Origin of the sequence: Verrucosispora sp. WMMD573 (assembly GCF_027497175.1) — a bacterium.
Lineage (GTDB): Bacteria > Actinomycetota > Actinomycetes > Mycobacteriales > Micromonosporaceae > Micromonospora.
Genome location: NZ_CP114901.1, coordinates 2,835,570 through 2,858,191 on the forward strand (window position 1 = coordinate 2,835,570; position 22,622 = coordinate 2,858,191).

A 22,622-nucleotide genomic window follows, 5' to 3' on the forward strand; every position below is an offset into this window, starting at 1 on the left:
CATTGCCGCCGCGCGGCAGGCGACGCGGACGGCAGCGGGCCCGCGAACCTGATCCGGACCGCACCCGCCCGGTGCCGGGCGAGTGTCAGCGTACGCCAGTAGGCTGCCACCGTGCTGGACACCCTCGACGCCGCCGCCGTGCGCCGCTGGTGCGCCAGCGGCCTGGCTGCGCTCAAGCGGCACCAGGGTGAGATCGACGAGCTGAACGTCTACCCGGTGCCCGACGGTGACACCGGCACCAACCTGGTACTCACCCTCACCTCCGCGCAGCAGGCGCTGGCGATGGATCTCGACACCCACGCCGACGGCGTCTCGACCGCGCACGGGCACGCGTTGCGCCTGATGGCCCGGGGCGCCCTGCTCGGCGCGCGGGGCAACTCCGGGGTGATCCTGTCGCAGATCCTGCGGGGTCTCGCCGACACACTGGCGGCTGCCCCGCAGGTGCGGGGCCGGGAGCTGGCCGCAGCCCTGCGCCAGGCCACCGACGCGGCGTACACGGCGGTGGCCCGCCCGGTGGAGGGCACCCTGCTCTCCGTGGTCTCGGCCGCCGCCGACGCGGCCGATCAGGCCGGCAGCGACGAGCTGCGCGTGGTGGCCCGGGCGGCGGCCGACGCCGCGGCCGGCGCGCTGGCCCGCACTCCCGAGCAGCTGCCGGCGCTGGCCCGTGCCGGGGTGGTCGACGCCGGTGGGCAGGGGCTGTGCCTGCTGCTCGACGCCCTGGTCGAGGTGGTCGCGGGGGAGAGTCCGGTGCGGCCGGCGCCCAGTCTTCCGCCGGTGCGGCCGGCGGTCACCGTCGCCCGGGAGACCGGCTCCCCGGAGTACGCCTACGAGGTGCAGTTCCTGCTCGACGCCGAGCCCGCCGCGGTGGAGCGGATGCGGGAGACCCTGGCCACGATCGGCGACTCCCTGGTGGTCGTCGGCGACCATGGCACCTGGCAGGTCCACGTGCACGTCAACGACGTCGGCGCGGCGATCGAGGCGGGGGTGGTGGCCGGCCGCCCGCACCAGATCGCGGTGACCCGCTTCGTCGACCATCCGGAACCCGTACCGCCCCGGTTGCCCGACGGGCGGGCCGCCGTGGTGGTGGCCGCCGGCGCCGGGATCGCCGAGCTGCTCGCCGCCGAGGGAGCGGTGGTGGTGCCGGGCAACCCCTCGGTCGGGGAGCTGCTCGACGCGGTACGCGCCACCGGGGCGGCACGGGTGGTGGTGCTGCCCAACGACCCGGACGCGCAGGCGGTGGCGAACCAGGTCGCCGAGGAGGCGGGCCGGCTGGGGGTGGAGGTGGCGGTGGTACCGACCCGGTCACCGGTGCAGGCGCTGGCGGCGCTAGCCGTGCGCGATCCGCTGCGCCGCTTCGCCGACGACGTGATCGCGATGGCCGAGGCCGCCGGTGCCTGCCGGTACGCGGAGGTGTGCCGGGCCGGCCGCGAGGCGCTCACCGTCGCCGGCCCGTGCCGTGCCGGTGACGTGCTCGCCCTGGTAGAGGGTGAGGTCAATCTGATCGGCGCCGACCTGGTGGACACCTGCGTCGCGTTGGTCGACCGGATGCTCGGCGGTGGCGGCGAGCTGGTCACGTTGCTCGTCGGTGCCGACGCGCCCGACGGGTTGGTGGACGCGGTGCGGGCGCACCTCGCGGCGCGCTGGCCCTTCGTGGAGGTGCAGGCGTACCCGGGCGGGCAACCGCACCATCCCCTGCTGGTCGGTGTCGAATGACCGCCGATCCGTCCGACCTGGGCACTCCGTTGAAGAAGCTGGTCGGTGAGAAGACCGCCAAGGCGCTGGCCGGTCACCTCGACCTGCACACCGCGGGCGACCTCATCTACCACTTTCCCCGCCGCTACGACGAGCGTGGCGAGCACACCGACATCCGTGCGCTGGACGTCGGCGAGCAGGTCACCGTGCTGGCTCAGGTGCAGCGCACCGCCGTACGCCCGATGCGTCAGCGGCGGGGCAACCTGTTGGAGGTCACCGTCGGCGACGGCTCCGGCGGCAGCCTCACACTCACCTTCTTCGGCAACCAGGCGTGGCGCGAACGTGAACTGCGCCCAGGCCGGTGGGGGCTGTTCGCCGGGAAGGTCACCGAGTTCCGCGGTCGGCGGCAGCTCAACGGGCCGGAGTACGTCCTGCTGGGGGAGCAGACCGACACCGAGGTCGCGGCCAGCGAGCAGATCGAGGAGTTCGCCGGGGCGCTCATTCCGGTCTACCCGGCCGCTGCGGCGGTGCCCACCTGGGTGATCGCCCGCTGCGTCCGGGTGGTGCTGGACACGGTGGCCCCGCCGGAGGATCCGTTGCCGGCGACGGTACGGGCCAGCCGGAGTCTGGTGGGCCTGAGCATTGCCCTCCGGGAGATCCACCGGCCGTCCAGCCGGGAGGAGCTGTACCGGGCCCGTCGGCGGCTGAAGTGGGACGAGGCGTTCGCCGTACAGGTGACCCTGGTCCGGCGCAAGCGGGACGCCGCCGCGTCGCCCGCGCGTCCCCGGCCCGGAACATCAGGTGGTCTGCTCGACGCGTTCGACGCCCGGCTGCCGTACGAGCTGACCGCCGGTCAACGTGACGTCGGTGTGGAGATCGCCGCCGACCTCGCCACCGGTCATCCGATGCACCGGCTGTTGCAGGGCGAGGTCGGCTCCGGCAAGACCGTGGTGGCGCTGCGGGCGATGCTCCAGGTGGTCGACGCGGGCGGGCAGGCCGCACTGCTGGCCCCGACGGAGGTGCTCGCCGCCCAGCATCACCGGGGCATGCTCGACCTGCTCGGTCCGCTCGCCCAGGCCGGTGAGCTGGGTGCCGCCGAGCATGCCACCCGGGTGGAACTGGTCACCGGATCGTTGGGCGCGGCCGCTCGGCGTCGGGTGCTGGCCGAGGTCGCCAGCGGCGCGGCCGGCATCGTGCTGGGCACCCACGCCCTGCTCTACGAGGGGGTCGACTTCGCCGATCTGGGTCTGGTCGTGGTCGACGAGCAGCACCGGTTCGGCGTCGAGCAGCGGGACGCGTTGCGGGCCAAGGCGGATCAGCCGCCGCACGTACTGGTGATGACCGCCACCCCGATTCCTCGTACGGTGGCCATGACGGTCTACGGCGATCTGGAGATCTCCACCCTGTCCCAACTGCCGCGCGGTCGTTCACCGATCGCCTCACACGTCGTACCGGCGGCGGAGAAGCCGGCCTTCCTCGATCGCGCCTGGCGGCGGCTGCGGGAGGAGGTGGCCGCCGGCCACCAGGCGTACGTGGTCTGCCCCCGGATCGGGGACTCGACCTCCGGGGCCGAGGAGGAACCGCCGACGCTCGACGACTCGGAACGGCGGCCACCGCTGGCGGTGACCGAGGTCGCGCCGTTGCTGGCCGACGGGCCGCTGCACGGTCTGCGGATCGGGGTTCTGCACGGCCGGCTGCCGGCCGACGAGAAGGACGCGGTGATGCGGTCCTTCGCCGCCGGAGAGCTGGACGTGCTGGTGGCCACCACGGTGGTCGAGGTGGGGGTGGACGTCCCCAACGCGACGATGATGGTGGTGCTGGACGCCGACCGGTTCGGCGTCTCGCAGCTGCACCAGTTGCGCGGCCGGGTGGGCCGGGGCAGCGCACCCGGGCTCTGTCTGCTGGTGACCGAGGCGGCCGAGGGCAGCGGTGCACGGGAGCGGCTGGACGCCGTCGCCTCCACCACTGACGGTTTCAAGCTCGCCGAGCTGGACCTGGAACAGCGGCGGGAGGGCGACGTGTTGGGCGCCACCCAGTCCGGCCGTCGTTCGCACCTGCGCCTGCTGTCGTTGCTGCGCGACGCGGACCTGATCCGGGACGCCCGGGCGGAGGCGATCGCGTTGGTCGAGGAGGATCCGGAGCTGACCCGGCATCCGGCGCTCGCCGCCTCGGTGGCCGCGCTGGTCGACGCCGACCGCGCCGAGTACCTCGAAAAGGGCTGACCAGCTTCCGAGCCGCCGGCCTTCTCGACGCCCTCGCGCCGGTCGCCGGGGCGGGACGGCGAACCGCCCCGGTCACCCGTGGAACGGGGTGACCGGGGCGGGCACGCTCAGCTCGGCTCAGGCGGTGAAGTGGATCCGCCGCCGCCGCGCCATCACGAACAGGACCGCGCCCAGCGCCAGCAGGGCGATCGCGCCCGCGGCGATGCCGCCGGCCGCAGCGCCGGTCACCGGCAGGCCCGGCTCCTCGCCGCCGCCACCGCCGCCGCAGCCCTCGGGGGCATAGACGACCTCAAGTTCCAGGCCCAGCTCCGGCAGCACGACCAGCGCCGCCTCCTCGTCACCGGCCGGGAAGGTGACCTCCTCGGACGAACCCGGTGCGACGGTACGGGTCTCGGTCTTGTCGCCGTAGGTGAACTCCACCTTGACCGGCATGCCACCCTCCGGGTTCGACGCGGTCAGCCCGAAGGTCTCGCAGTCCGCCTCGGTGGTCACCGTGGGCAGCGGGCAGTCCTCGGGACGCTCCCAGGAGTAGGTGCCGTTCTCGATGACCTTGCCGTCGACCAGCACCTCGATCTTGCCGGCGTTCTCGGCGGGCACCACGGTCTCGTTGTCGGCCTTGCCCGGCGCGACGGTGACGGTCTTGGACCAGCCGTTCTCGGCCCGGACCTCGAACTCGACCGGGTACTTGGAGATCGAACCGTCGTTGCTCAGCGAGACGGTGACGCTGCCGTCGCAGGCGGAGGAGAAGGTGGACGCCGGGGTGGTGCAGTTCTTGCTGCCGCCGTTGTACCAGCCCTGCGGGCCCGAGGAGCGGTTGCCGGGAGCACCCTTGTCGCCGAGCTTCTTGGAGCCGTAGCGCGGGCCGTCCTCGACCAGCGGGTCGATGACCTCGTCGACACCGCCCCAGATCAGGTCGACCTGGGTGTGGCAGTCCGGGACACCGACGTTCAGCTCGATCTCGTTCTGACCGGCACCGAGGAAGTCGCTGTCCGGCTCGCCGTAGACGTACTGCGGGGTGGCGAACTGCGGGCGCGGCGCGAAGTACGACACCAGGGTGAAGTACTGCTTCTCGTCACCGCACAGCGGCAGGTCACCCTCCAGCTTGACCGTCGCCGTGCCCTTCGGACCGTCGAAGGTGTGGCTGTACTTCGCCTCGCTGGCGTCGACGCACTTCGGCGCCGGGGTGCACGCACCGTCGGCGGCGAGGTCGATGCTGCCTTCGTTCGTCTGCTTGCGGTTGTTGTCCCACCGGGCCTTCACGATGAGCTTGGCGCTGGCGGTGTCGCCCGGTACCCGCTGCACGGCCTCGACGAAGCCGCCCTTGGCGATGGCGACACCCTCCAGGGGGACGTTGCCGGCACCCGGGATGAGCACCTCGACCGGGGTCGACGGCTCGGCGGTCACCTGCTTGACGGTGGCGGCCTTGTTACGTTCGCTGTTGACCACCTTCCACGTGATCACCCGCTCACCACTGAGTTGGTCGCAGACGACGGTGGCGGTGATGGTGGTGTGGTGAGCGCTGGCGGGGGTGGCCACCGCCGCTGCTCCGGTCAGGCCGATGAGGGCGGCTGCCAGGACAGCCAGCGGCCGCCGCAGCGACAGCTTGGGTCGGATCACGCGTACTCCCGGGGTGAAGATGCGTCAGGGTCGGCGCGGGCGGGACGGTCGGCGCTGGCGGCACGGCGCCGCGCCTGAGTAAGGGTGCCTCCCTTGCCGATGACCGGCGGCGATGCGCCGGCACCGGGCAGACCCTAGCGAGATCGCGAGAAACGAAACAGCCCTCAGGCAAGCTTAAGTGAGATGTTGTCAATTCGAGATCATTGATATACCCGCAGTGATCACTCGGGGGCGGCGCGCTCAGCTGTCCCGTCTGGACCGGCCCGCCGCGGCGATGGGGCTCCGTCGGCCCGTGGCCGGTCCGCTGTCGCGTAGCGTCAGGAAGGTGAGCAGGAGCGAGCGATGACCCGCATCGTCGCGGGCAGCCTGGGTGGCCGGCGGATCGCCGCCCCGTCCGGTGCCGGCACCCGACCCACCTCCGACCGGGTCCGCGAGGCGTTGTTCAGCGCGGTCGAAGCCGAGGTGGACCTCGACGGGGTCCGTTTCGCCGACCTCTACGCCGGCTCGGGCGCCGTCGGCCTGGAGGCGCTGTCCCGGGGCGCCGCGTACGCGCTGCTGGTCGAGTCCGACCCGCGCGCCGCTCGGGTGATCCGGGAGAACCTGACGGCGCTGCGGGTCGGTACGTCGGCCCGACTGGTCACCGGAAAGGTCGCCACCGTGCTGGCCGCCGGTGCGGAGGGTGACCCGTACGGCGTCGTCTTCGCCGATCCGCCGTACGCCCTGCCCGACGATGGCATCCGCGCGATGCTCGGCGCTCTGCTGGACGGGGGCTGGCTGGCGCCGGAGGCATTGGTGGTGGTGGAGCGGTCCAGCCGTGGCGGACCGGTCGAGTGGGTGGAAGGCATCACTGGCCAGCGCAGTCGACGGTACGGCGAGACCACCCTTTGGTACGGTCGCCGATCATGAGACGTGCGGTGTGTCCCGGATCGTTCGACCCGGTCACCAACGGTCACCTCGACATCGTCGGCCGGGCCAGCCGGCTGTTCGACGAGGTGATCGTGGGCGTACTGGTGAACCAGTCGAAGAGTGGCCTGTTCACCGTCGAGGAGCGCATCGACATGCTCCGCGAGGTGACCGCCTCCTACGGCAACGTGCGGGTGGAATCCTTCCGGGGCCTGCTGGTGGACTTCTGCCGGGCGCAGCGGGCGACAGTGCTCATCAAGGGCCTGCGGGCGGTCAGCGACTTCGACTACGAGTTGCAGATGGCCCAGATGAACATCGGCCTGGCCGGGGTCGAGACGCTGTTCATGCCGACCAACCCGCTCTACTCCTTCCTCTCGTCCAGCCTGGTCAAGGACGTGGCCAAGTGGGGCGGCGACGTCACGCCCCACGTCCCGGACGTGGTCCGCGACGCCCTCAAAGCCCGCCTGGTCCCCCCACCAGCCTGACCACGAGCCGCCCTCGCATACGCGATCTTGCAGTTCCAGTCGTCCTTCTGTCGCTTCCGATGTGGTTTGCGGGGACGGAAAATGCAAGATCGCGAGGTGGGGTGGGGCGACACGCCCGGGGAGGGGGCGGTGCGGGTTTGGTGGCGGACGACATCATGGGTGAAGCGGGAAACCGGCCGCAGCCCGCATGATGTAGGTCGGCCCGACGAACGACAGGAGTGAGGTACCGGTGGACCCGCTCGACCGCATCGACGAACTGATCACCATCGTGGAGCAGGCGCGCTCCGTACCGATGTCGCGCAACAACTGCATGGTCGACCGGGGCGAGATGATCGCGGCCCTCGACGAACTACGCGCCGAACTCCCTGCCGACCTGCGCCGCGCCGCCGCTCTGCTGGAGGAGCGGGACAAGATCATGGAGGCGGGCAAGCGGGAGGCCGACCGCATCATCAGTGAGGGTGAGGCGGAACACGCCCGCCTGGTCTCGGTGAACGAGATCACCGTCTCCGCCGAGCACGAGGGCGCCCGGATCATCGCCGAGGCGCGGGCGGAGGCGCAGCGGCTGCGCGAGGAGGTCGACGACTACGTCGACACCGCGTTGGCCAACTTCGAGCAGTTCCTCACCCGGGCGCTGGCCTCGATAGAGCGCGGCCGGGACAAGATGCATGCGCTGCGGGAGATCGGCACCTTCGCCGGGGACGAGGCGGAGCGCCCGCTGCCCTTCTGACCTACCGGGAGGCTGTCGAACGGATCGTCCGCTGCCGGCCGGACTGTCCGCCAGCGCCGGGATCGTCCGCTGCTCCCGGTGCCGGGACGGCTGGTCACCCCGATTCGACGCTGGAGCGTCCGTCCAGGTAACCTCGTTTGTCGGCCTCTCACCGGCCGGAGTCTGACTATGCCCAAGAACTCACCCACTTCACTCGACCCCAGGTCGCCGCTGGTCCTCGACACGAGGGAGCTGCCGCGTCGACCTGGTGCTCTGCGTACCGTCGAACGGGTGGTCCCGGCACCGTCGGACCTCGGCGTGGAGTTGATCGGCGTGCCGGAGGGCGTGGGCCTCGACCTCGATCTGCGGATGGAGTCGGTGTCCGAGGGTGTGCTCGTCTCGGGGACCGTCAACGGTCCGATCCAGGGCGAGTGCAGTCGCTGCCTGCGCGAGATCAACGACTCGGTGACGGTGACGATCCAGGAGCTGTACGCGTACGAGAACAGCACCACGGACGCCACCACCGAAGAGGACGAAGTGGGTCGAATGCAGGGAGACCTGATCGACCTGGAACCGGCGTTGCGGGACGCGGTGGTGCTCGCGCTGCCGAACAATCCGCTCTGCCGCCAGGACTGCCCAGGTCTGTGCCCCGAATGCGGGGTGCACCGGGACGATCTGCCGGCCGATCACAGCCACCAGCAGATCGACCCGCGTTGGGCGGGCCTGTCGCAACTGACCCGTACAGAGGAGTAAGAACCGTGGCCGTCCCCAAGCGCAAGATGTCGCGCAGCAACACCCGGTCCCGCCGGGCGAACTGGAAGGCCGCGGCGGTCGCGACCGTCGCCTGCCCGCAGTGCAAGTCCGCGAAGCTGCCGCACGCCGCCTGCTCGGTCTGCGGCACCTACAACGGCCGCCAGGTCCTTGAGGTCTGACCCGGACGGCGCGTGACGTCTCCGACCACAGGTCGGGCGACGCACACCCCCCGGCGGACGCCCGCAACTCCGGCCGACGCCGGCCGGCCCAGGCCGGTCGGCGTCGAGACGGAGTCAGGCGTCGCACGGATCGCCGTTGACCTCCTCGGCGGGGACGAGGCTCCCGCCGTCGTGGTGGACGGCGCTCTGCGGGCGGTGTGCGACGACCCGGACCTGCACCTGCTTCTCGTCGGGCCGACCAGGGCCGCCGGCGCGCTGATCGACGCCCTGGAACCGGCACAACGGGACCGGATCACGGTCCGCCCGTCGCACTCCGTCGTCGATATGGCCGACGAGCCCAGCGCGGCACGCGCCGAGACCACCGTCCGCGCGGCGGTGGCGGCGGTCCGTGCCGGGTACGCCGACGCGCTGGTCTCCGCCGGCTCCACCGGCGCGACCGTCACCGCCGCCGCCCTCGGCCTCGGCCGCTGGCCCGACGTGCGACGTCCGGCCCTCGCCGCCGCGCTGCCCGCCGTCTCCGGCACCGTCGTCCTGCTCGACGTCGGTGGCTCACTGGAACCGAACCCGGCGACTCTCGCCCGGCACGCCGCGCTGGGTGCCGCCTACGCCGCGGTCGCCCACGGCGTCGCCGCGCCCCGGGTGGGCCTGCTCTCCGTGGGCACCGAGCCCGGCAAGGGCGACCGCGCCCGGCGGCTCACCGATCCCATGCTCAGTGCGGCGGCACTGCCCGGCGAGGCCCGTTACGTCGGGCTCGTCGAGGGGTACGACGTCTGCGTCGGCACGCGGGCCGATGTGGTGGTCACCGACGGTTTCACCGGTAACGTGCTGCTCAAAGCCGTCGAAGGCGCGTACGCCATGGCCGGCGGGACGCCGCCTGGTGGCGGCGCGCCCAGGGCGGCGGCGCTGCTCGGCGTGGCCGGCACCGTCGTCGTCTGCCACGGTGCCGCCCGCGCCGATGACATCGCCTCCGGCATCGCCCTGGCCGCCCACCTCTGGCGGCGCGACGCCACCGAGCGGGTCGCCGCGCTGCTCGCCGCGAACCGCACCGATCGCACGACCGACACCGAGGTACGCACATCATGAGCAACGACAAGCGTCGGCGGCCGGCAATCGGCCACCTGGAGGCCGCCTTCGGCGTCTCACTGGATCCGGAACTGCTGGAACGTGCCCTCACCCACCGTTCGTACGCGTATGAGAACGGCGGGCTGCCCACCAACGAGCGGCTGGAGTTCCTCGGCGACTCGGTGCTGGGCGTGGTGATCACCACCGCGCTCTTCGAGAACCACCCCGACCTGCCGGAGGGTCAGCTCGCGAAGCTGCGGGCCAGCGTGGTCAACATGCGCGCGCTCGCCGACGTGGCACGCGGCCTGGGCCCGGACGGGCTCGGCCCCTACCTGCTGCTCGGCAAGGGCGAGGAGACCACCGGCGGTCGGGACAAGGCCAGCATCCTCGCCGACACCCTCGAAGCGTTGCTCGGCGCGATCTACCTCCAGTACGGCCTGGACACCGCCGCCATCGTGATCCACCGGTTGTTCGACCCGCTGATGGCCGAGTCCGCCGGCCGGGGCGCCGCGCTGGACTGGAAGACCAGCCTCCAGGAACTGACCGCCGCGCTCGGCCTCGGCGTCCCGGAATACCGGATCGAGGGCACCGGACCCGATCACCTGAAGACCTTCACCGCCTGGGTGGTGGTCGCCGGCAACCGGTACGGCGGCGCCGACGGACGGAGCAAGAAGGAGGCCGAGCAACGGGCCGCGGAATCGGCTTGGCGGACCCTCACCGAGCAGGCTGAGGCGACCGACGACGGCCAGGCCGAGACGATTGCCGACGGCTCGGCCGACGAGCGGGTGAACGCGGCGGTGGACGGCCAGCGGGACCTGGTGGGCGAGGTCGAAGCCCCGGCCCACCATGCCTGAGCTGCCGGAGGTGGAGACCGTCCGGCAGGGTCTGTCCCGCTGGGTCACCGGCCGCCGGATCGACAGCGTGGAGGTGCGCCACCCCCGGGCGGTTCGTCGGCATGTGCCGGGCGGGGCGCACTTCGCGGACGTGCTGACCGGCCGGAAGGTGCTCGACGTCCGTCGGCGCGGAAAGTACCTCTGGCTGCCGCTGGACAGCGGGGACGCCGTCGTCGGACACCTCGGGATGTCCGGGCAACTGCTGCTGCAACCGATGGACGCGCCCGACGAGACCCACCTGCGGGTCCGGTTCCGCTTCGACGATGGTGGGCCCGAGCTGCGCTTCGTCGACCAGCGCACGTTCGGCGGGCTCTCGGTCAGCGAGGGCGGCGGCACGCTGCCGGCGGAGATCGCCCACATCGCCCGCGACCCGCTGGACCCGGAGTTCTCCGACGCGGAGTTCGTGGCCGCGCTGCGTCGGCGGCGTACCGAGGTGAAGCGGGCGCTGCTCGACCAGAGCCTGATCTCCGGCGTGGGCAACATCTACGCCGACGAGGCGCTGTGGCGGGCCGGGCTGCACGGCACCCGGTCCACCGACGCGCTGACCGGCCCGGCCGCCCAGCGGCTGCTCGCGCACGTGCGGGACGTCCTCGGCGAGGCGATCACGGCGGGCGGCACCAGCTTCGACGCCCTCTACGTCAACGTCAACGGCGAGAGTGGCTACTTCGACCGGTCGTTGAACGCGTACGGACGCGAGGGGCAGCCCTGCCCCCGCTGCGGCGCCCCGATCCGCCGCGAGGCGTTCATGAACCGGTCGTCCTACAGCTGCCCCCGCTGCCAACCCCGCCCCCGCCCCCGCCCCTGACCCCACCCTCCCTTCCCCGCGATCTTGCACTTTCTGCCCCGACGAGAAACACGAAGAGGGGCGTTTCGGCGACGCAAAGCGCAAGATCGACGAGGAAGGTGGGGGAGTCAGGGGGACGGGCAGGGCAGGCGCCAGGCGTCCAGGGTGCGGTTCTTGCGGATCGAGGCGAAGCCGTAGCCGACGCTTGTCACACAGAACTCGGTGGTGGCGCCGGTGTACTCCACATGGAACACCGGTTTACCGGCGTCGGCGAAGGGCAGCAGCTTGTCGCACTCGCCGAGCCGTACGCACTCCTCGTTGACGGCGAAGTCGAAGTCCGGTGCCAGCGCGGTGACCTGCGCCAAGTCGCCGAGCAGGCCGGGGGAGAGGTCGAGCGAGCGGGCCAGCGTGGCGACCCGACGGTTGAACGCCAACTGGTCGTCGAACTCCAGCGCGAATCCGGACCGCTGGTCGTAGCCGTCGGCGTCGGCGAACACCACCGCGCCGAAACCCTTGCCGCGGCAGAGCCGGAACCGGTCGGCCAGCACCGGCCGCAGGACGTCCCACCGGCGTACGTCCAACCAGACGCGCCCGCTGCGCGCGATCGTCGCCCCGCGCACCCGGGCCGGGTAGCGGTCGGCGTCGGGGTCGGCCGGACGCACCGACCCGATGTGCACCTGGCAGACCAGCCGACGGTCCCGGGAGCGCAACTCGGCGGTCTGTGCGGCGGTGGTGTCGACCGGGTCCAGGACGAACACGTCCGCCTCGACGTCCGGATCGAGCACTCCGTCCAACTGCCACTGCCACTGCCAGTGCCGCGCCGAGCTGCTCGGCCAACTGGTCGGCGCCCCGGGCGGGGTGAGGTCAGGCCGACAGGCGGCAGCCGTGACCAGCAGCGTGAACGTCAGGCCGGCCGGCAGCGCCCGGCGGTGCATCCACCGCGCCGGTCGCCCGCCCAGGCCGTACCGCATCGCCAGCTCCGCAGGTCGCGGGGGCGACGTCGGGCCGCCCGAGCCGGTACGCCGGGTCTCGGCGTACCCACCCGGTCAAACGAGCGCAGACCCGACAAGGACTCGCACTCAGCTCAGCGTGGTGCGGCGAACACCTGCGTCCAGTACGGGCCGTTGCTACTCGCCACGCCGACGCCGATCTCGGTGAAGGCGCAGTTGAGGATGTTGGCCCGGTGTCCGTCGCTGTTCATCCAGGCGTCCATGACGGCCGCCGGCGTCCGCTGGTTCCAGGCGACGTTCTCACCGTACGTGCGCCAGGCGTAGTCGACCCGGTCGATCCGGTCGCCGGGATCGCTGCCGTCGCTGCCGGTGTGCGACATGTTCCGGTTGTCGGCCTGGTCCTGGCTGTGCCGCTGGGCCGCGGTCATCAGCTTGTCGTCGATGCTCAGCGCGCCGCATCCGGCCTTCGCCCGCTCGGTGTTGACCAACGAGACCACCTCGGCCGCTTCCGAGGCGACGTCGCCGGAGGGCGGCGACGGGCTGGCCGAGGCGGCCCGGCTCGGGCTGCCCTGGCGGTCGGCGCTGAGCCGGGAGGGGGCCGTGCTGCGCGAGGGCGTGGGCTCGGGCCGGGTCGTCCGGCTCGGTGACGGCGACGCCGTCGCGGTGCTGGGCGAGGCGCTGGGGCTGGGAGTGGCGCTCGGGCTCTGGCTCTCGGGCAGGTCGAGCGCCAGCGCCGCGTCCTCCTCCGGCGCGGCGGGCGCGCTGGCGACCGGTGCCTCGCCGGCCGTGGAGTTGGTGGGGTCGTCGTCACCGGGCAGCGCGAGGGCCGCGACGCCGATGCTCACCACGAGGGTGGCGGCTGCGGCCGCGCCACCCATCACCAGGGGACGCGGCAGCCGGCGGGACCGACGGGCCCGGGTGGTCGGTTCGAGCGGCGGCTCGTCGACCCCGGCCACCTCCCGGTGCCCGGTCTGCGGCCCGTAGTGAGGGAGGACGACCGGTTCGGCATACGCACTGCTCCGGTCGGGGTACCCGACGGCCTGATCGGCGTACCGGTCGAGCCGATCATCGTAGGCGTACGGGCTCTCCTGCGGCGACACGTGGTGCGTGGGCCAGTCGGCGGCATGGACGGTGGTGAGGTCGTCGTCGCGGTGGTGCCGCCCGGTCTCCTGGCGGAACGAGCCGTTTTCCTGGCGAGACGAGCCGGTCTCGTGGTGGAACGAGCCCGAGGTGTCGTACCAGTCCTGACCCGCCGTCGGGTACGACTGCTCCGCCGGCCGGTGCGCCTCCGTCGCCTGGTAGGACTGCGTGGCGTCGGACCGCCAGTGCTCGGTCGGCTGGTCGCGGTACCACCCGTCGGCCGGGCCCTCCGGATCGTCGCCGAACAGGTAGGACGACCGTGGCGCCGGCCGGTCGGTCAACCAGACCGGGTCGTCGGTCGGTGGTTCCGCCCGCCGCGGGGTGTGCTCCGGGTCGATCGGATCATTCCAGCCGTGCACGCCTGTCGCCTCCACGGGTCAGTTACGGGCCGGGGTGACGCTACGTGTTGTGTCTGAGCAGCAGCAATCTGGCTAAGGAAGAGTTAAGAGGAGCCTGTACGTCCGGGTGAGGTGTTCGGTGAATCCGGAGCGTAGAGTCGGGGCGTCCGGACAGAGCGTGTCCGCGCCTCGTGGCAGTCCCCCGAGACGGGTGTGGCCGACGCCGAGATGATCTACGGCCTGCGTGAACTTGACGAAGCAGGGGCTGTCGGCTCAATATGGTGATGTCGCCAGTCGCGCCCGGCCATGCCCAGAAATTGTGGGAATGGTAGTCGCGTTCACATGGGCGCGCGTTGGCCGGCCTCTCCGGCAGCGCACATCAAGGAGTAAAAATGGCGAAGGCCCTCTACGGCCACGTAGGTGCGGCGCCCGACCGGCGCCTGCTCGACGAGGTCACCCGACTGCGTGCCAGGGTTCAGTCACTGGAGTTCGAGGTCACGCGGCTGCGTGCCGAGAACGATCGGCTCGCGGCGGCTGCGGCGGAGGCAGACGATCTGCTTCGTCTGGCCGAGCCCGCGCTGACCTGACCTACCTGGCCGCCGCAAGGCGACTGGATCTACCTGGTCGCCGCAAGAGCGACTGGACCCAACTGGTCGCCACAACTGAATAGCACCACCGCACACAGCGCGCCGACACGATGTGCCGGCGCGCAGCTCTGTGCGTAGCCGATCGCCTCGGCCGTTCGGTGCGGCGGCGTGGTCCGGTCGGTGTCCGACGGCCGGCAGGTGGGTCGCGTCGCGTGCGCCACCCGGTCCCGGGTTAGTCTGCGGGTTTACCAGGGTCCGCGCAGCCTGGCGACGGTACGGCGGCCACCGGACGAGGATCGAGAAGGTGCATCTCAAGAGCCTGACGGTGAAGGGCTTCAAGTCTTTCGCCTCCGCGACGACGCTCAAGCTGGAGCCGGGGATCACCTGCGTGGTGGGCCCGAACGGCTCGGGCAAGTCCAACGTCGTCGACGCCATCGCCTGGGTGCTCGGCGAGCAGGGCGCCAAGGCGCTGCGTGGCGGGAAGATGGAGGACGTCATCTTCGCCGGCACCGCCGGGCGAGCCCCGCTGGGCCGAGCCGAGGTGACCCTCACCATCGACAACACCGACGGCGCGCTGCCGATCGAGTACACCGAGGTCTCGATCACCCGCCGGATGTTCCGCTCCGGCGAGAGCGAATACGAGATCAACGGCGATTCGTGCCGACTGCTCGACATTCAGGAGCTGCTGTCGGACTCCGGCATCGGCCGGGAGATGCACATCATCGTCGGGCAGGGCCGGCTCGACGGGATGCTGCACGCCAAGCCGGAAGACCGGCGGGCGTTCATCGAGGAGGCGGCCGGCGTCCTCAAGCACCGCAAGCGCAAGGAAAAGGCGCTGCGCAAGCTCGACGCGATGCAGACCAACCTCAACCGGCTCACCGACCTCACCGCCGAGCTGCGCCGACAGCTCAAACCCCTCGGCCGGCAGGCCGAGGTGGCCCGTCGGGCCGCCGTCATCCAGGCCAACCTGCGCGACGCCCGGCTGCGGCTGCTCGCCGACGACCTCGCCACTCTGCGGACCACGCTGGACAAGGAGATCGCGGACGAGACCGCGCTTCGGCAGCGGCGTGAGCAGGTCGAGGCCGAGCACGCCGAGGTGCAGTCCCGCCTCGGCGAGTTGGAGGAGGCGTTGGCCTCCGACGCCCCACTGCTGGCCGCCGCCCAGGACACCTGGTACAAGCTTTCTGCGTTGCAGGAGCGGTTCCGCTCCATCGAGCAGCTCGCCGTCGAACGGCTGCGGCACCTGACCGCCACGCCGGACGACGAGCGCCCGGGTCGTGACCCGGAGCAGCTGGAGGCCGAGGCCGAACGGGTCCGCGAGCAGGAGGAGGAGCTGCGCGCGGCACTCACCGACGACCAGGTCCGGCTCGCCGAGGCGGTCGAGCACCGCCAGGAGCTGGAGCGGCAGCTTGCCGCCGCCGAGCGGGAACTGGTCGCCGCCGCGAAGGCCATCGCGGACCGGCGGGAGGGCCTGGCCCGGTTGACCGGGCAGGTGAACTCTGCCCGGGCGCGGACCACAAGCGCCGGTGAGGAGATCGAGCGGCTCGCCGCCGCGCACACCGACGCGATGGCGCGTGCCGAGCGGGCCCAGGCCGAGCTGGACGCGGTCGCCGAGCAGTCCACCGAGGCGGACCGCGACAACGCCGACCTGGACGCCCGGCACGCCGAGGCCGTCGCCGCCCAGGAACAGGCTCAGGCCACGGTCCGGTCCCTGTCGGACGCGGAACGGGCGGCGGAGAAGGACGCCGCGACCTGGAAGGCCCGGGAGGAGGCGCTCGCCCTGGGCCTGCGCCGCAAGGACGGCGCCGGGGCCCTGTTGGCCCGCGCCGATGAGGTGCCCGGCCTGTTGGGCGGCCTCGCCGGCCTGCTCACGGTGGCGCCGGGCCACGAAGCGGCGCTCGCCGCGGCGCTCGGCGGGCTGGCCGACGCGGTCGCGGTGACCGGCGTGGACGAGGCCGTCGAGGCGATGCGGCTGCTGAAGATCTCCGACGCCGGGCGGGCCGGCCTGCTCGTCGGCAGTCCCGCCGGGCCGGGCATGTCCGGCCCGGCCGACGCGTTGCGTCCGAAACTGCCCGACGGCGCGCACTGGGCACCCGACCTGGTCGAATGCGACGCCCAGATCCGGCCTGCGGTGTACCGGGCGCTGCGGGACGTGGTGCTGGTGGCGGACCTGTCCGCCGCCACCGAGGTGGTAAGCGCGAATCCTGAACTGCGGGCGGTCACCCGCGAGGGCGACGTGGTGGGCGCGTACGCGGCGGCCGGCGGGTCGGCGAAGGCACCGAGTTACATCGAGGTGCAGGCGGCTGTCGAGGAGGCCCGGGCCAATCGGCTGGCTGCCGAGCGGACCAGCGCCGAACTGCGGGATCAGCTGGTCGAGGCGCGTGCCGAGGTGGCCACGGCCAAGGAGGCGGTGCAGCACGCCGCGGCGGCCAAGCGGGAGGCGGAGAGCCACCGCAACGCCGCGGCACGGCGGCTCGCCGAGCTGGGTGCCGCCGCCCGATCGGCGAAGGCGGAGACCGACCGCCTCGGTGAGTCCCGATCGCGCGCCGAGGCGGCCCGGGAACGGGACCTGACCAGCCTGGCCGAACTGGAGGAGCGACTGCGGTTGGCCGAGGCCACCCCGCTCGACGCGGAACCCTCCACTGAGGAACGTGACCAGTTCGCCGCCATGGTGCCGCAGGCCCGACAGAACGAGATGGAGGTCCGGCTCGCGGTGCGTACCGCCGAGGAGCGGGTCGCCTCGATCGCCGGACGGGCCGACTCGCTGCGCCGGCAGGCCGGTGCCGAGCGGGCGGCCCGGGAACGGGCGGCGGCCCGGCGCGCGGCGCGCACCCGGGGCGCCGCCATCGCCCGCGCGGTGGCCGGTGGCGCGCGGACGGCGTTGACCCAGCTGACCAGCAGCATCGCGCGGGCCGAGGAGCACCGCGACGCGGTGGCGCGGGAACGGGCCACCCGCGAGGCGGAGCTACAGGAGGTGCGGGCCGCCGCGAAGAGGTTCGGTGCGGAGCTGGAGCGGCTCACCAGCCAGGTGCACCGGGACGAGGTCGCCCGGGCCGAGCAGCGGTTGCGCATCGAGCAGTTGGAGGCCAAGGCCGCCGAGGACTTCGGCCTGACGGTCGAGGCCCTGGTCGCCGAGTACGGCCCGAGTCAGCTGGTGCCGCCCACCGAGGCCGAGGTGGCCGCCGCCGAGCGGGACGACCTGCCGGTGCCCGAGCCGGTCCGCTACGAACGCCCGGTGCAGGAGAAGCGGGCCGCCAAGGCCGAACGGGAACTGGCCCTGCTGGGCAAGGTCAACCCGCTCGCCCTGGAGGAGTTCGCGGCGCTGGAGGAGCGGTACAAGTTCCTCTCCGAGCAGTTGGAGGACCTCAAGGCGACCCGCCGGGACCTGCTCACCGTGGTCAAGGACGTCGACGAGCGGATTCTGGAGGTCTTCGCCAGCGCCTTCGCCGACACCGCCCGGGAGTTCGAGCAGGTCTTCACCGTGCTGTTCCCCGGTGGCGAGGGCCGGCTGATCCTCACCGACCCGGACGACCTGCTGACCACCGGCGTCGAGGTCGAGGCCCGCCCGCCGGGCAAGAAGATCAAACGGCTGTCGTTGCTCTCCGGCGGCGAGCGGTCGCTGACCGCCGTGGCGATGCTGGTGGCGATCTTCCGCGCCCGGCCGAGCCCGTTCTACATCATGGATGAGGTGGAGGCGGCCCTCGACGACGTGAACCTGGGCCGGCTGATCACCCTGCTGGCTCAGCTGCGGGAGAAGAGCCAGCTGATCGTCATCACGCACCAGAAGCGGACGATGGAGATCGCTGACGCGCTCTACGGTGTGACCATGCGCGGCGGAGTGACCCAGGTGATCAGTCAACGGCTCAACCGGGCCGACGGGGATGACGAGCGGCAGGGCCGCGGCGAGGAGAACGGGTAGTGGCTCGGGAACGCGCGACGGCGCTCCTGGTGGACTTCGACGGTGTGCTTCGGCGCTGGGACCCGGCGGTCGCCGCCGCCGTCGAGCGGGAGTACGGCCTTTCCGCCGGTGTGCTCGGCGAGATCGCCATGCAGTGGGGGCGGTTGCAACCGGTGCTGACCGGCCAGGTCAGCCACGCCGACTGGATGACAAGCGTGGCCGACGCGCTCACGCCGTCCGTGGGTGACCCCGAGCGGGCGCGGGCGGCGGTGGCGCAGTGGCAGCGTTATCGCGGTGAGGTCGACCCGGAGGTGCTGGCGTTCGTCCGTGCGGCGAGGGCCGCCGGCATCCGGGTCGGGCTCGGCACCAACGCCACCGACCTGCTCGACGCCGACCTGGCCGCGTTGGGCCTCACCGGCGAGCTGGACGTGGTGGTCAACTCCTCGGCCATCGGGGTGCACAAGCCGGCACCCGAGTATTTCCAGGCCGCCTGCGCGGCGCTGGACACGCCGCCGGCCCGGGTGCTCTTCGTCGACGACGAGGACCGGGCGATCAGTGGGGCCCGGGCCGCCGGGCTGTCGGCGTACCGCTGGAATGGTCCGGCCGACCTGCGCTACCTGCGCGCCGCCCTGGCCGGCTGAGCCAACACCGACCCCGGGCGCTCCTTTGCGCGCCCGGGTCGCGGCAAGCCGGGGTGCCCCGCCGACGGGTTACCGCGACGTGCCGCCACCGGTGCCGACCAGTCACGCTCTCCGTCACTCGCCGACGACGCCGTCGATGCGCTCGCGAATCAGGTCGGCGTGCCCGTTGTGCCGGGCGTACTCCTCGATCATGTGGACGTAGACCCAGCGCAGGTTGAACGTGCGCTGTTTCGGACCCACCTCGGTGAACGTCTCGTCCAGCGACCGTCCGATGACGGCGGCGCGGGCCAGCGCCACCTCGCGGTGGAAGGTGGCGAAGTCCGCCTCGGCGTCGGCGGCACTGACGTCGAGGTCGGCGTCCGGATCGTCGGGCGTGTAGTAGGGGTAGTCCACCTGCTCACCGGCGACGTTCTCCCGGAACCACCAGGCCTCCACCTCGGCCAGATGCCGGACCAGCCCGAGCAGGGTGAGGCCGGACGGTGCCACGCTGGCCGTGCGCAACTGCTCGGCGGTGAGGTTGGCACACTTGAGCAGGAGGGTCTGCCGGTGCCAGTCCAGCCAGCCCGCCAGCATGGTGCGCTCGTCGCCGACGTAGGGCTCGGGGGTGCGGTCGATCGCCGGTGCTGTCCAAGTCATCCGGAGATTCTGGCCCGGATGTCTGACAACCTGCGACAGGTTTGTGGTGCGCTCAGCGGCCGTCGGTGAGCCGCTGCCGGGCGACCTCGTGCAGGTGACCGTCGCCGGTGGTGCCCTCGATGACCACCTCGGCCCCACGGCCGGCGTGGGTGAGCGTCGCCACCGCGTTGCCGAAATACGGCCCGGCCAGCCTGCGCCACTTGACCAGCGGGCGGCGGACCCCGGCGGTGCGGGCCAGGGCACGGGCCGCCCCGGCCGGCCCCCGCGCCCAGCCGAGCCGCATCAGCGGTCGCATCCCGGCCGGCACCTGGTTGTGGATCGGCGAGCAGGTGAGCTGGTGCACCGGTGTACGCACACCAGGGTCGGTGAACCTGACTCTCGCCACGTACGAGTGGTGCACGTCGCCGGAGAGCACGCTTATCGACGCCGGTGGCGGGTACGCCGGCCCGGCGCCCTTGCGGTCGTCGGGCGCGCCGGGTGCGCCGGCGCCGATGCGGGCGAACAGCTCCGCCAGCGCGTCGAACGAGCGGCGGAACGCGGCCCAGTGCTCCAGATCCAGCGCGCGGCGCAACCGTTCGCCCAGCCCGGCCACCCAGCGCCGGGGCGAGTCGGCAAGCTTCTCGTTCCATGTCTCGACGTGATGGATGCCGGGCGGCAACAGCCAGGGCAGCGACGAGCCGACCACGAGGTGGTCGTAGCCACCGTGGGCCCGGTCGACGAACCACGACCACTCCCCGGGCGGCAGCATCGCCCGCCGACCGGGTAGCAGCACCCGGCTGCACCGGTTGTCCAACATCACCAGCCGGGTGCGCCCCAGGTCGAGCGCGTAGCTCCACTGGTACTGCACCGCCCGCCAGCGCTCGGTGTCGTGGGCCAGGTCGGCCTCGGTGTCGACCCGCGCGCCGAACTCCCGCAGCACGCCGGTGGCGTCCTCCGCCGCGCTCACCTTGGCGAAGACCGGGTCCGCGGCGATCTCGTCCGGCGAGAGGTTGCCCAGGTGCTGGTAGACCCAGTAGGAAGCCAACCCACTGGCGATCCGCTCGGCCCACCACGGCTCTTCGCGCATCTCGGCGCGCCAGGAGGCCGAGGTGTTCCAGTCGTCGATGATCTCGTGATCGTCGAAGATCATCACGCTCGGCACGGTGGAGAGCAGCCAGCGGATCTCCGGGTCGCGCCACGACTCCAGGTAGAGCTTGGTGTACTCGTCGAAGCTGACCACCTGGTCCTTAGGCGCACCCTCCGGACGTCGCCGGCGGCGGCGCAGCAGGCGCTTCACAGTCGGCGAGGTCTCGTCGGCGTAGACCTGGTCACCGAGCAGCAGCAGCAGGTCGGGCAGGGCGGCCGGGTCCGGATCGGCCATCACCCGCCGGGCGTACGCGTCGAGCGCGTCCGGCGGCAACTTCCGGGTGGTCGCGTGCTGGGTGGTCTCCCGGCAGGAACCGAAGAGCAGCCGGACCGGCTGGTCCCGGTCGTCGTCGGCCCGGGTGCGGATGACGCTGGGCGGGAAACGACTATCCGGCTGCGGCCAGGCCACCTCGTCGTCGATCAACACCTCGTACGGCGTCGTGCTGTCCGGGGTGAGCCCGTCGACCACCACCAGCGCGTAGTGGTGGTCGTACGCGCTGAAGGTGGGGGCGGTGCCGGTGCCGCCGGCGGCCGTGCGGACGGTGACCACCGCCGGCGTCGTGGTCTCCACCCAGACGGTGGCCCGAGTGCCGACGACCCGGCGCAGCAGGGGGCCGATGAGCAGCTCGGCGGGCATACGGGACCTCCAGACGAGAGAACTTCATCCTTTACTACCCGGCCGGCGGCGCACCACTGCCAACTGTGGCCGAGACTACCGCCGCTTGCTGGGCCGACGCCGGGAGCGGTCGGGCGCCAGGGAACTGCCGAGCCCGGCGGGAGCGGTGGCTGAGACGTGATCGCCGGCATCTGACAGGATTCCGGCATGACGGAATACCTCCTCATCGCTCTCGCCCTGCTCGGTCTGCTGATCCTCGGCGGCATCGGGCTGGTCGTGCCGCGGCTGCGTCGACGGCCGCAGCCGCCGTTGCCGCGTACGGAGGTCGACACCCGGGCGGAGGAGGACCTCGCCGGTCCGCCGGTGCAGGCACCGGAGGCCGATCTGTCCACAGGTGTCCTGGTCGAGCCGCCGATCGAGGCGCCGGCACCGACCGTCGAGGTGCCCGAGCCGACCGCCGGCCGGCTGGTGCGGCTGCGTTCCCGGCTGTCGCGATCGCAGAACGTGTTCGGCAAGGGCCTGCTCGGCCTACTGAGCCGGGACCGGCTCGACGAGGACGTCTGGGAGGAGATCGAGGACAGCCTGATCACCGCCGACGTGGGCGTCGACGCCACCCGGGAGATCGTCGACCGGCTACGGGAGCGCACCCGGGTGCTGGGTACCCGGTCGGTCGCCGAGCTGCGCGCCCTGCTCGCCGCCGAGCTGGTCAACGCGCTCGACCCGGGGCTGGACCGGTCGCTGCACACCGCCCCGAAGGAGGGCGTGCCGGCGGTGCTGCTCGTGGTCGGGGTCAACGGCGCGGGCAAGACCACCACCTGCGGCAAGATCGCCCGGGTGCTCATCGCCGACGGCCGCAGCGTGCTGCTCGGCGCCGCCGACACCTTCCGGGCCGCCGCCGCCGACCAGTTGCAGACCTGGGCCGGGCGGGTGGGGGCCGAGACCGTCCGGGGTCCGGAGGGTGCCGACCCGGCCAGCGTCGCCTTCGACGCGGTCAAGCGCGGCATCGAGACCGGGGTGGACACGGTTCTCGTCGACACCGCCGGCCGGTTGCAGAACAAGATCGGCCTGATGGACGAGCTGGGCAAGGTCAAGCGGGTGGTGGAGAAGCACGGCCCGATCGACGAGACACTGCTCGTGCTCGACGCCACCACCGGTCAGAACGGGCTGGAGCAGGCGCGCGTCTTCACCGAGGTGGTGAACGTCACCGGTGTGGTGCTGACCAAGCTCGACGGCACCGCCAAGGGGGGCATCGTCATCGCCGTGCAGCGCAAGCTCGGCATCCCGGTGAAGCTTGTCGGCCTCGGCGAGGGCCCGGACGACCTCGCGCCCTTCGACCCGGCGCAGTTCGTCGACGCCCTGCTGGGTACCGAGTCCTCCGGTCAGACCGCGTAACCT

Annotated in this window: 19 protein-coding genes; 14 read left to right on the top strand and 5 right to left on the bottom strand. The window is 72.2% G+C overall.

Features of this window, described 5'->3' with window-relative positions; translation table 11 throughout:
* Positions 1-111: 111 nt before the first annotated feature.
* Entirely contained in the window at positions 112-1,713 is a 1,602-nt protein-coding gene (locus tag O7601_RS13070) for a DAK2 domain-containing protein (RefSeq protein WP_281566424.1), read from the top strand.
* The gene (recG, locus tag O7601_RS13075; protein ID WP_281566425.1) at positions 1,710-3,914 is read left to right on the top strand and encodes an ATP-dependent DNA helicase RecG; all 2,205 of its coding nucleotides are present in this window, start codon (positions 1,710-1,712) and stop codon (positions 3,912-3,914) included. The genes O7601_RS13070 and recG overlap by 4 nt, the downstream gene beginning before the upstream one ends.
* Positions 3,915-4,031: 117 nt before the next feature.
* Here the strand turns inward: recG and O7601_RS13080 are convergent, their stop codons facing one another.
* Positions 4,032-5,531 carry a cell wall anchor protein gene (locus O7601_RS13080; protein ID WP_281566426.1) on the bottom strand — a complete coding sequence of 500 codons (1,500 nt, stop codon included), beginning with the start codon at positions 5,529-5,531 and terminating at the stop codon, positions 4,032-4,034.
* A 342-nt stretch (positions 5,532-5,873) separates the two neighbouring features.
* Here O7601_RS13080 and rsmD point away from each other — a divergent pair, with 342 nt between their 5' ends.
* From rsmD to mutM, 8 genes are all read left to right on the top strand, one after another.
* Complete coding sequence (rsmD, locus tag O7601_RS13085) at positions 5,874-6,437, top strand: 16S rRNA (guanine(966)-N(2))-methyltransferase RsmD (protein WP_281566427.1); 564 nt, start codon at positions 5,874-5,876, stop codon at positions 6,435-6,437.
* Positions 6,434-6,919 carry a pantetheine-phosphate adenylyltransferase gene (gene coaD, locus O7601_RS13090; RefSeq protein ID WP_093401716.1) on the top strand — a complete coding sequence of 162 codons (486 nt, stop codon included), beginning with the start codon at positions 6,434-6,436 and terminating at the stop codon, positions 6,917-6,919. Before rsmD ends, coaD begins: the two co-directional genes overlap by 4 nt.
* 229 nt (positions 6,920-7,148) lie before the next feature.
* On the top strand, positions 7,149-7,646 hold the full coding sequence (locus tag O7601_RS13095; RefSeq protein WP_203998365.1) for a hypothetical protein: 498 nt from the start codon (positions 7,149-7,151) through the stop codon (positions 7,644-7,646).
* 168 nt (positions 7,647-7,814) lie between these two features.
* Positions 7,815-8,378 (top strand): YceD family protein, encoded by a 564-nt coding sequence (locus O7601_RS13100; protein ID WP_281566428.1) that lies wholly within the window; start codon positions 7,815-7,817, stop codon positions 8,376-8,378.
* Positions 8,379-8,383: 5 nt separating this feature from the next.
* The gene (gene rpmF, locus O7601_RS13105) at positions 8,384-8,557 is read left to right on the top strand and encodes a 50S ribosomal protein L32 (protein WP_091435485.1); all 174 of its coding nucleotides are present in this window, start codon (positions 8,384-8,386) and stop codon (positions 8,555-8,557) included.
* A 129-nt stretch (positions 8,558-8,686) separates the two neighbouring features.
* Positions 8,687-9,640 (top strand): phosphate acyltransferase PlsX, encoded by a 954-nt coding sequence (locus O7601_RS13110; protein ID WP_281566902.1) that lies wholly within the window; start codon positions 8,687-8,689, stop codon positions 9,638-9,640.
* The gene (rnc, locus tag O7601_RS13115; protein ID WP_281566429.1) at positions 9,637-10,473 is read left to right on the top strand and encodes a ribonuclease III; all 837 of its coding nucleotides are present in this window, start codon (positions 9,637-9,639) and stop codon (positions 10,471-10,473) included. Before O7601_RS13110 ends, rnc begins: the two co-directional genes overlap by 4 nt.
* Entirely contained in the window at positions 10,466-11,317 is an 852-nt protein-coding gene (gene mutM / locus O7601_RS13120; protein WP_281566430.1) for a bifunctional DNA-formamidopyrimidine glycosylase/DNA-(apurinic or apyrimidinic site) lyase, read from the top strand. The genes rnc and mutM overlap by 8 nt, the downstream gene beginning before the upstream one ends.
* A gap of 107 nt (positions 11,318-11,424) precedes the next feature.
* Here the strand turns inward: mutM and O7601_RS13125 are convergent, their stop codons facing one another.
* Together O7601_RS13125 and O7601_RS13130 are read right to left on the bottom strand one after the other, a co-directional pair.
* Positions 11,425-12,267, bottom strand: coding sequence for an endo alpha-1,4 polygalactosaminidase (locus tag O7601_RS13125; RefSeq protein ID WP_281566431.1), 843 nt, complete (start codon positions 12,265-12,267; stop codon positions 11,425-11,427).
* 113 nt (positions 12,268-12,380) lie between these two features.
* Positions 12,381-13,745, bottom strand: a complete 1,365-nt coding sequence (locus tag O7601_RS13130) for a CAP domain-containing protein (protein ID WP_281566432.1) — start codon at positions 13,743-13,745, stop codon at positions 12,381-12,383.
* A 371-nt stretch (positions 13,746-14,116) separates the two neighbouring features.
* On the opposite strand from O7601_RS13130, the gene O7601_RS13135 reads away from it, so the two are divergent.
* The 3 genes from O7601_RS13135 to O7601_RS13145 all read left to right on the top strand — a co-directional run bounded on the left by O7601_RS13135 (position 14,117) and on the right by O7601_RS13145 (position 18,850).
* Positions 14,117-14,311: a hypothetical protein gene (locus O7601_RS13135; RefSeq protein ID WP_093401709.1), complete on the top strand. Its 195-nt coding sequence runs from the start codon at positions 14,117-14,119 to the stop codon at positions 14,309-14,311.
* A gap of 304 nt (positions 14,312-14,615) precedes the next feature.
* Positions 14,616-18,230, top strand: a complete 3,615-nt coding sequence (gene smc, locus O7601_RS13140) for a chromosome segregation protein SMC (RefSeq protein WP_281566433.1) — start codon at positions 14,616-14,618, stop codon at positions 18,228-18,230.
* On the top strand, positions 18,230-18,850 hold the full coding sequence (locus O7601_RS13145) for an HAD-IA family hydrolase (protein ID WP_281566434.1): 621 nt from the start codon (positions 18,230-18,232) through the stop codon (positions 18,848-18,850). The genes smc and O7601_RS13145 overlap by 1 nt, the downstream gene beginning before the upstream one ends.
* A gap of 114 nt (positions 18,851-18,964) precedes the next feature.
* Here the strand turns inward: O7601_RS13145 and O7601_RS13150 are convergent, their stop codons facing one another.
* A complete protein-coding gene (locus O7601_RS13150; RefSeq protein ID WP_281566435.1) occupies positions 18,965-19,486 on the bottom strand; it encodes a DinB family protein in 522 nt (173 codons plus the stop codon).
* A gap of 52 nt (positions 19,487-19,538) precedes the next feature.
* A complete protein-coding gene (locus O7601_RS13155) occupies positions 19,539-21,248 on the bottom strand; it encodes an alkaline phosphatase D family protein (RefSeq protein ID WP_281566436.1) in 1,710 nt (569 codons plus the stop codon).
* 186 nt (positions 21,249-21,434) lie between these two features.
* On the opposite strand from O7601_RS13155, the gene ftsY reads away from it, so the two are divergent.
* Complete coding sequence (gene ftsY / locus O7601_RS13160; RefSeq protein ID WP_281566437.1) at positions 21,435-22,619, top strand: signal recognition particle-docking protein FtsY; 1,185 nt, start codon at positions 21,435-21,437, stop codon at positions 22,617-22,619.
* Positions 22,620-22,622 lie beyond the last annotated feature (3 nt).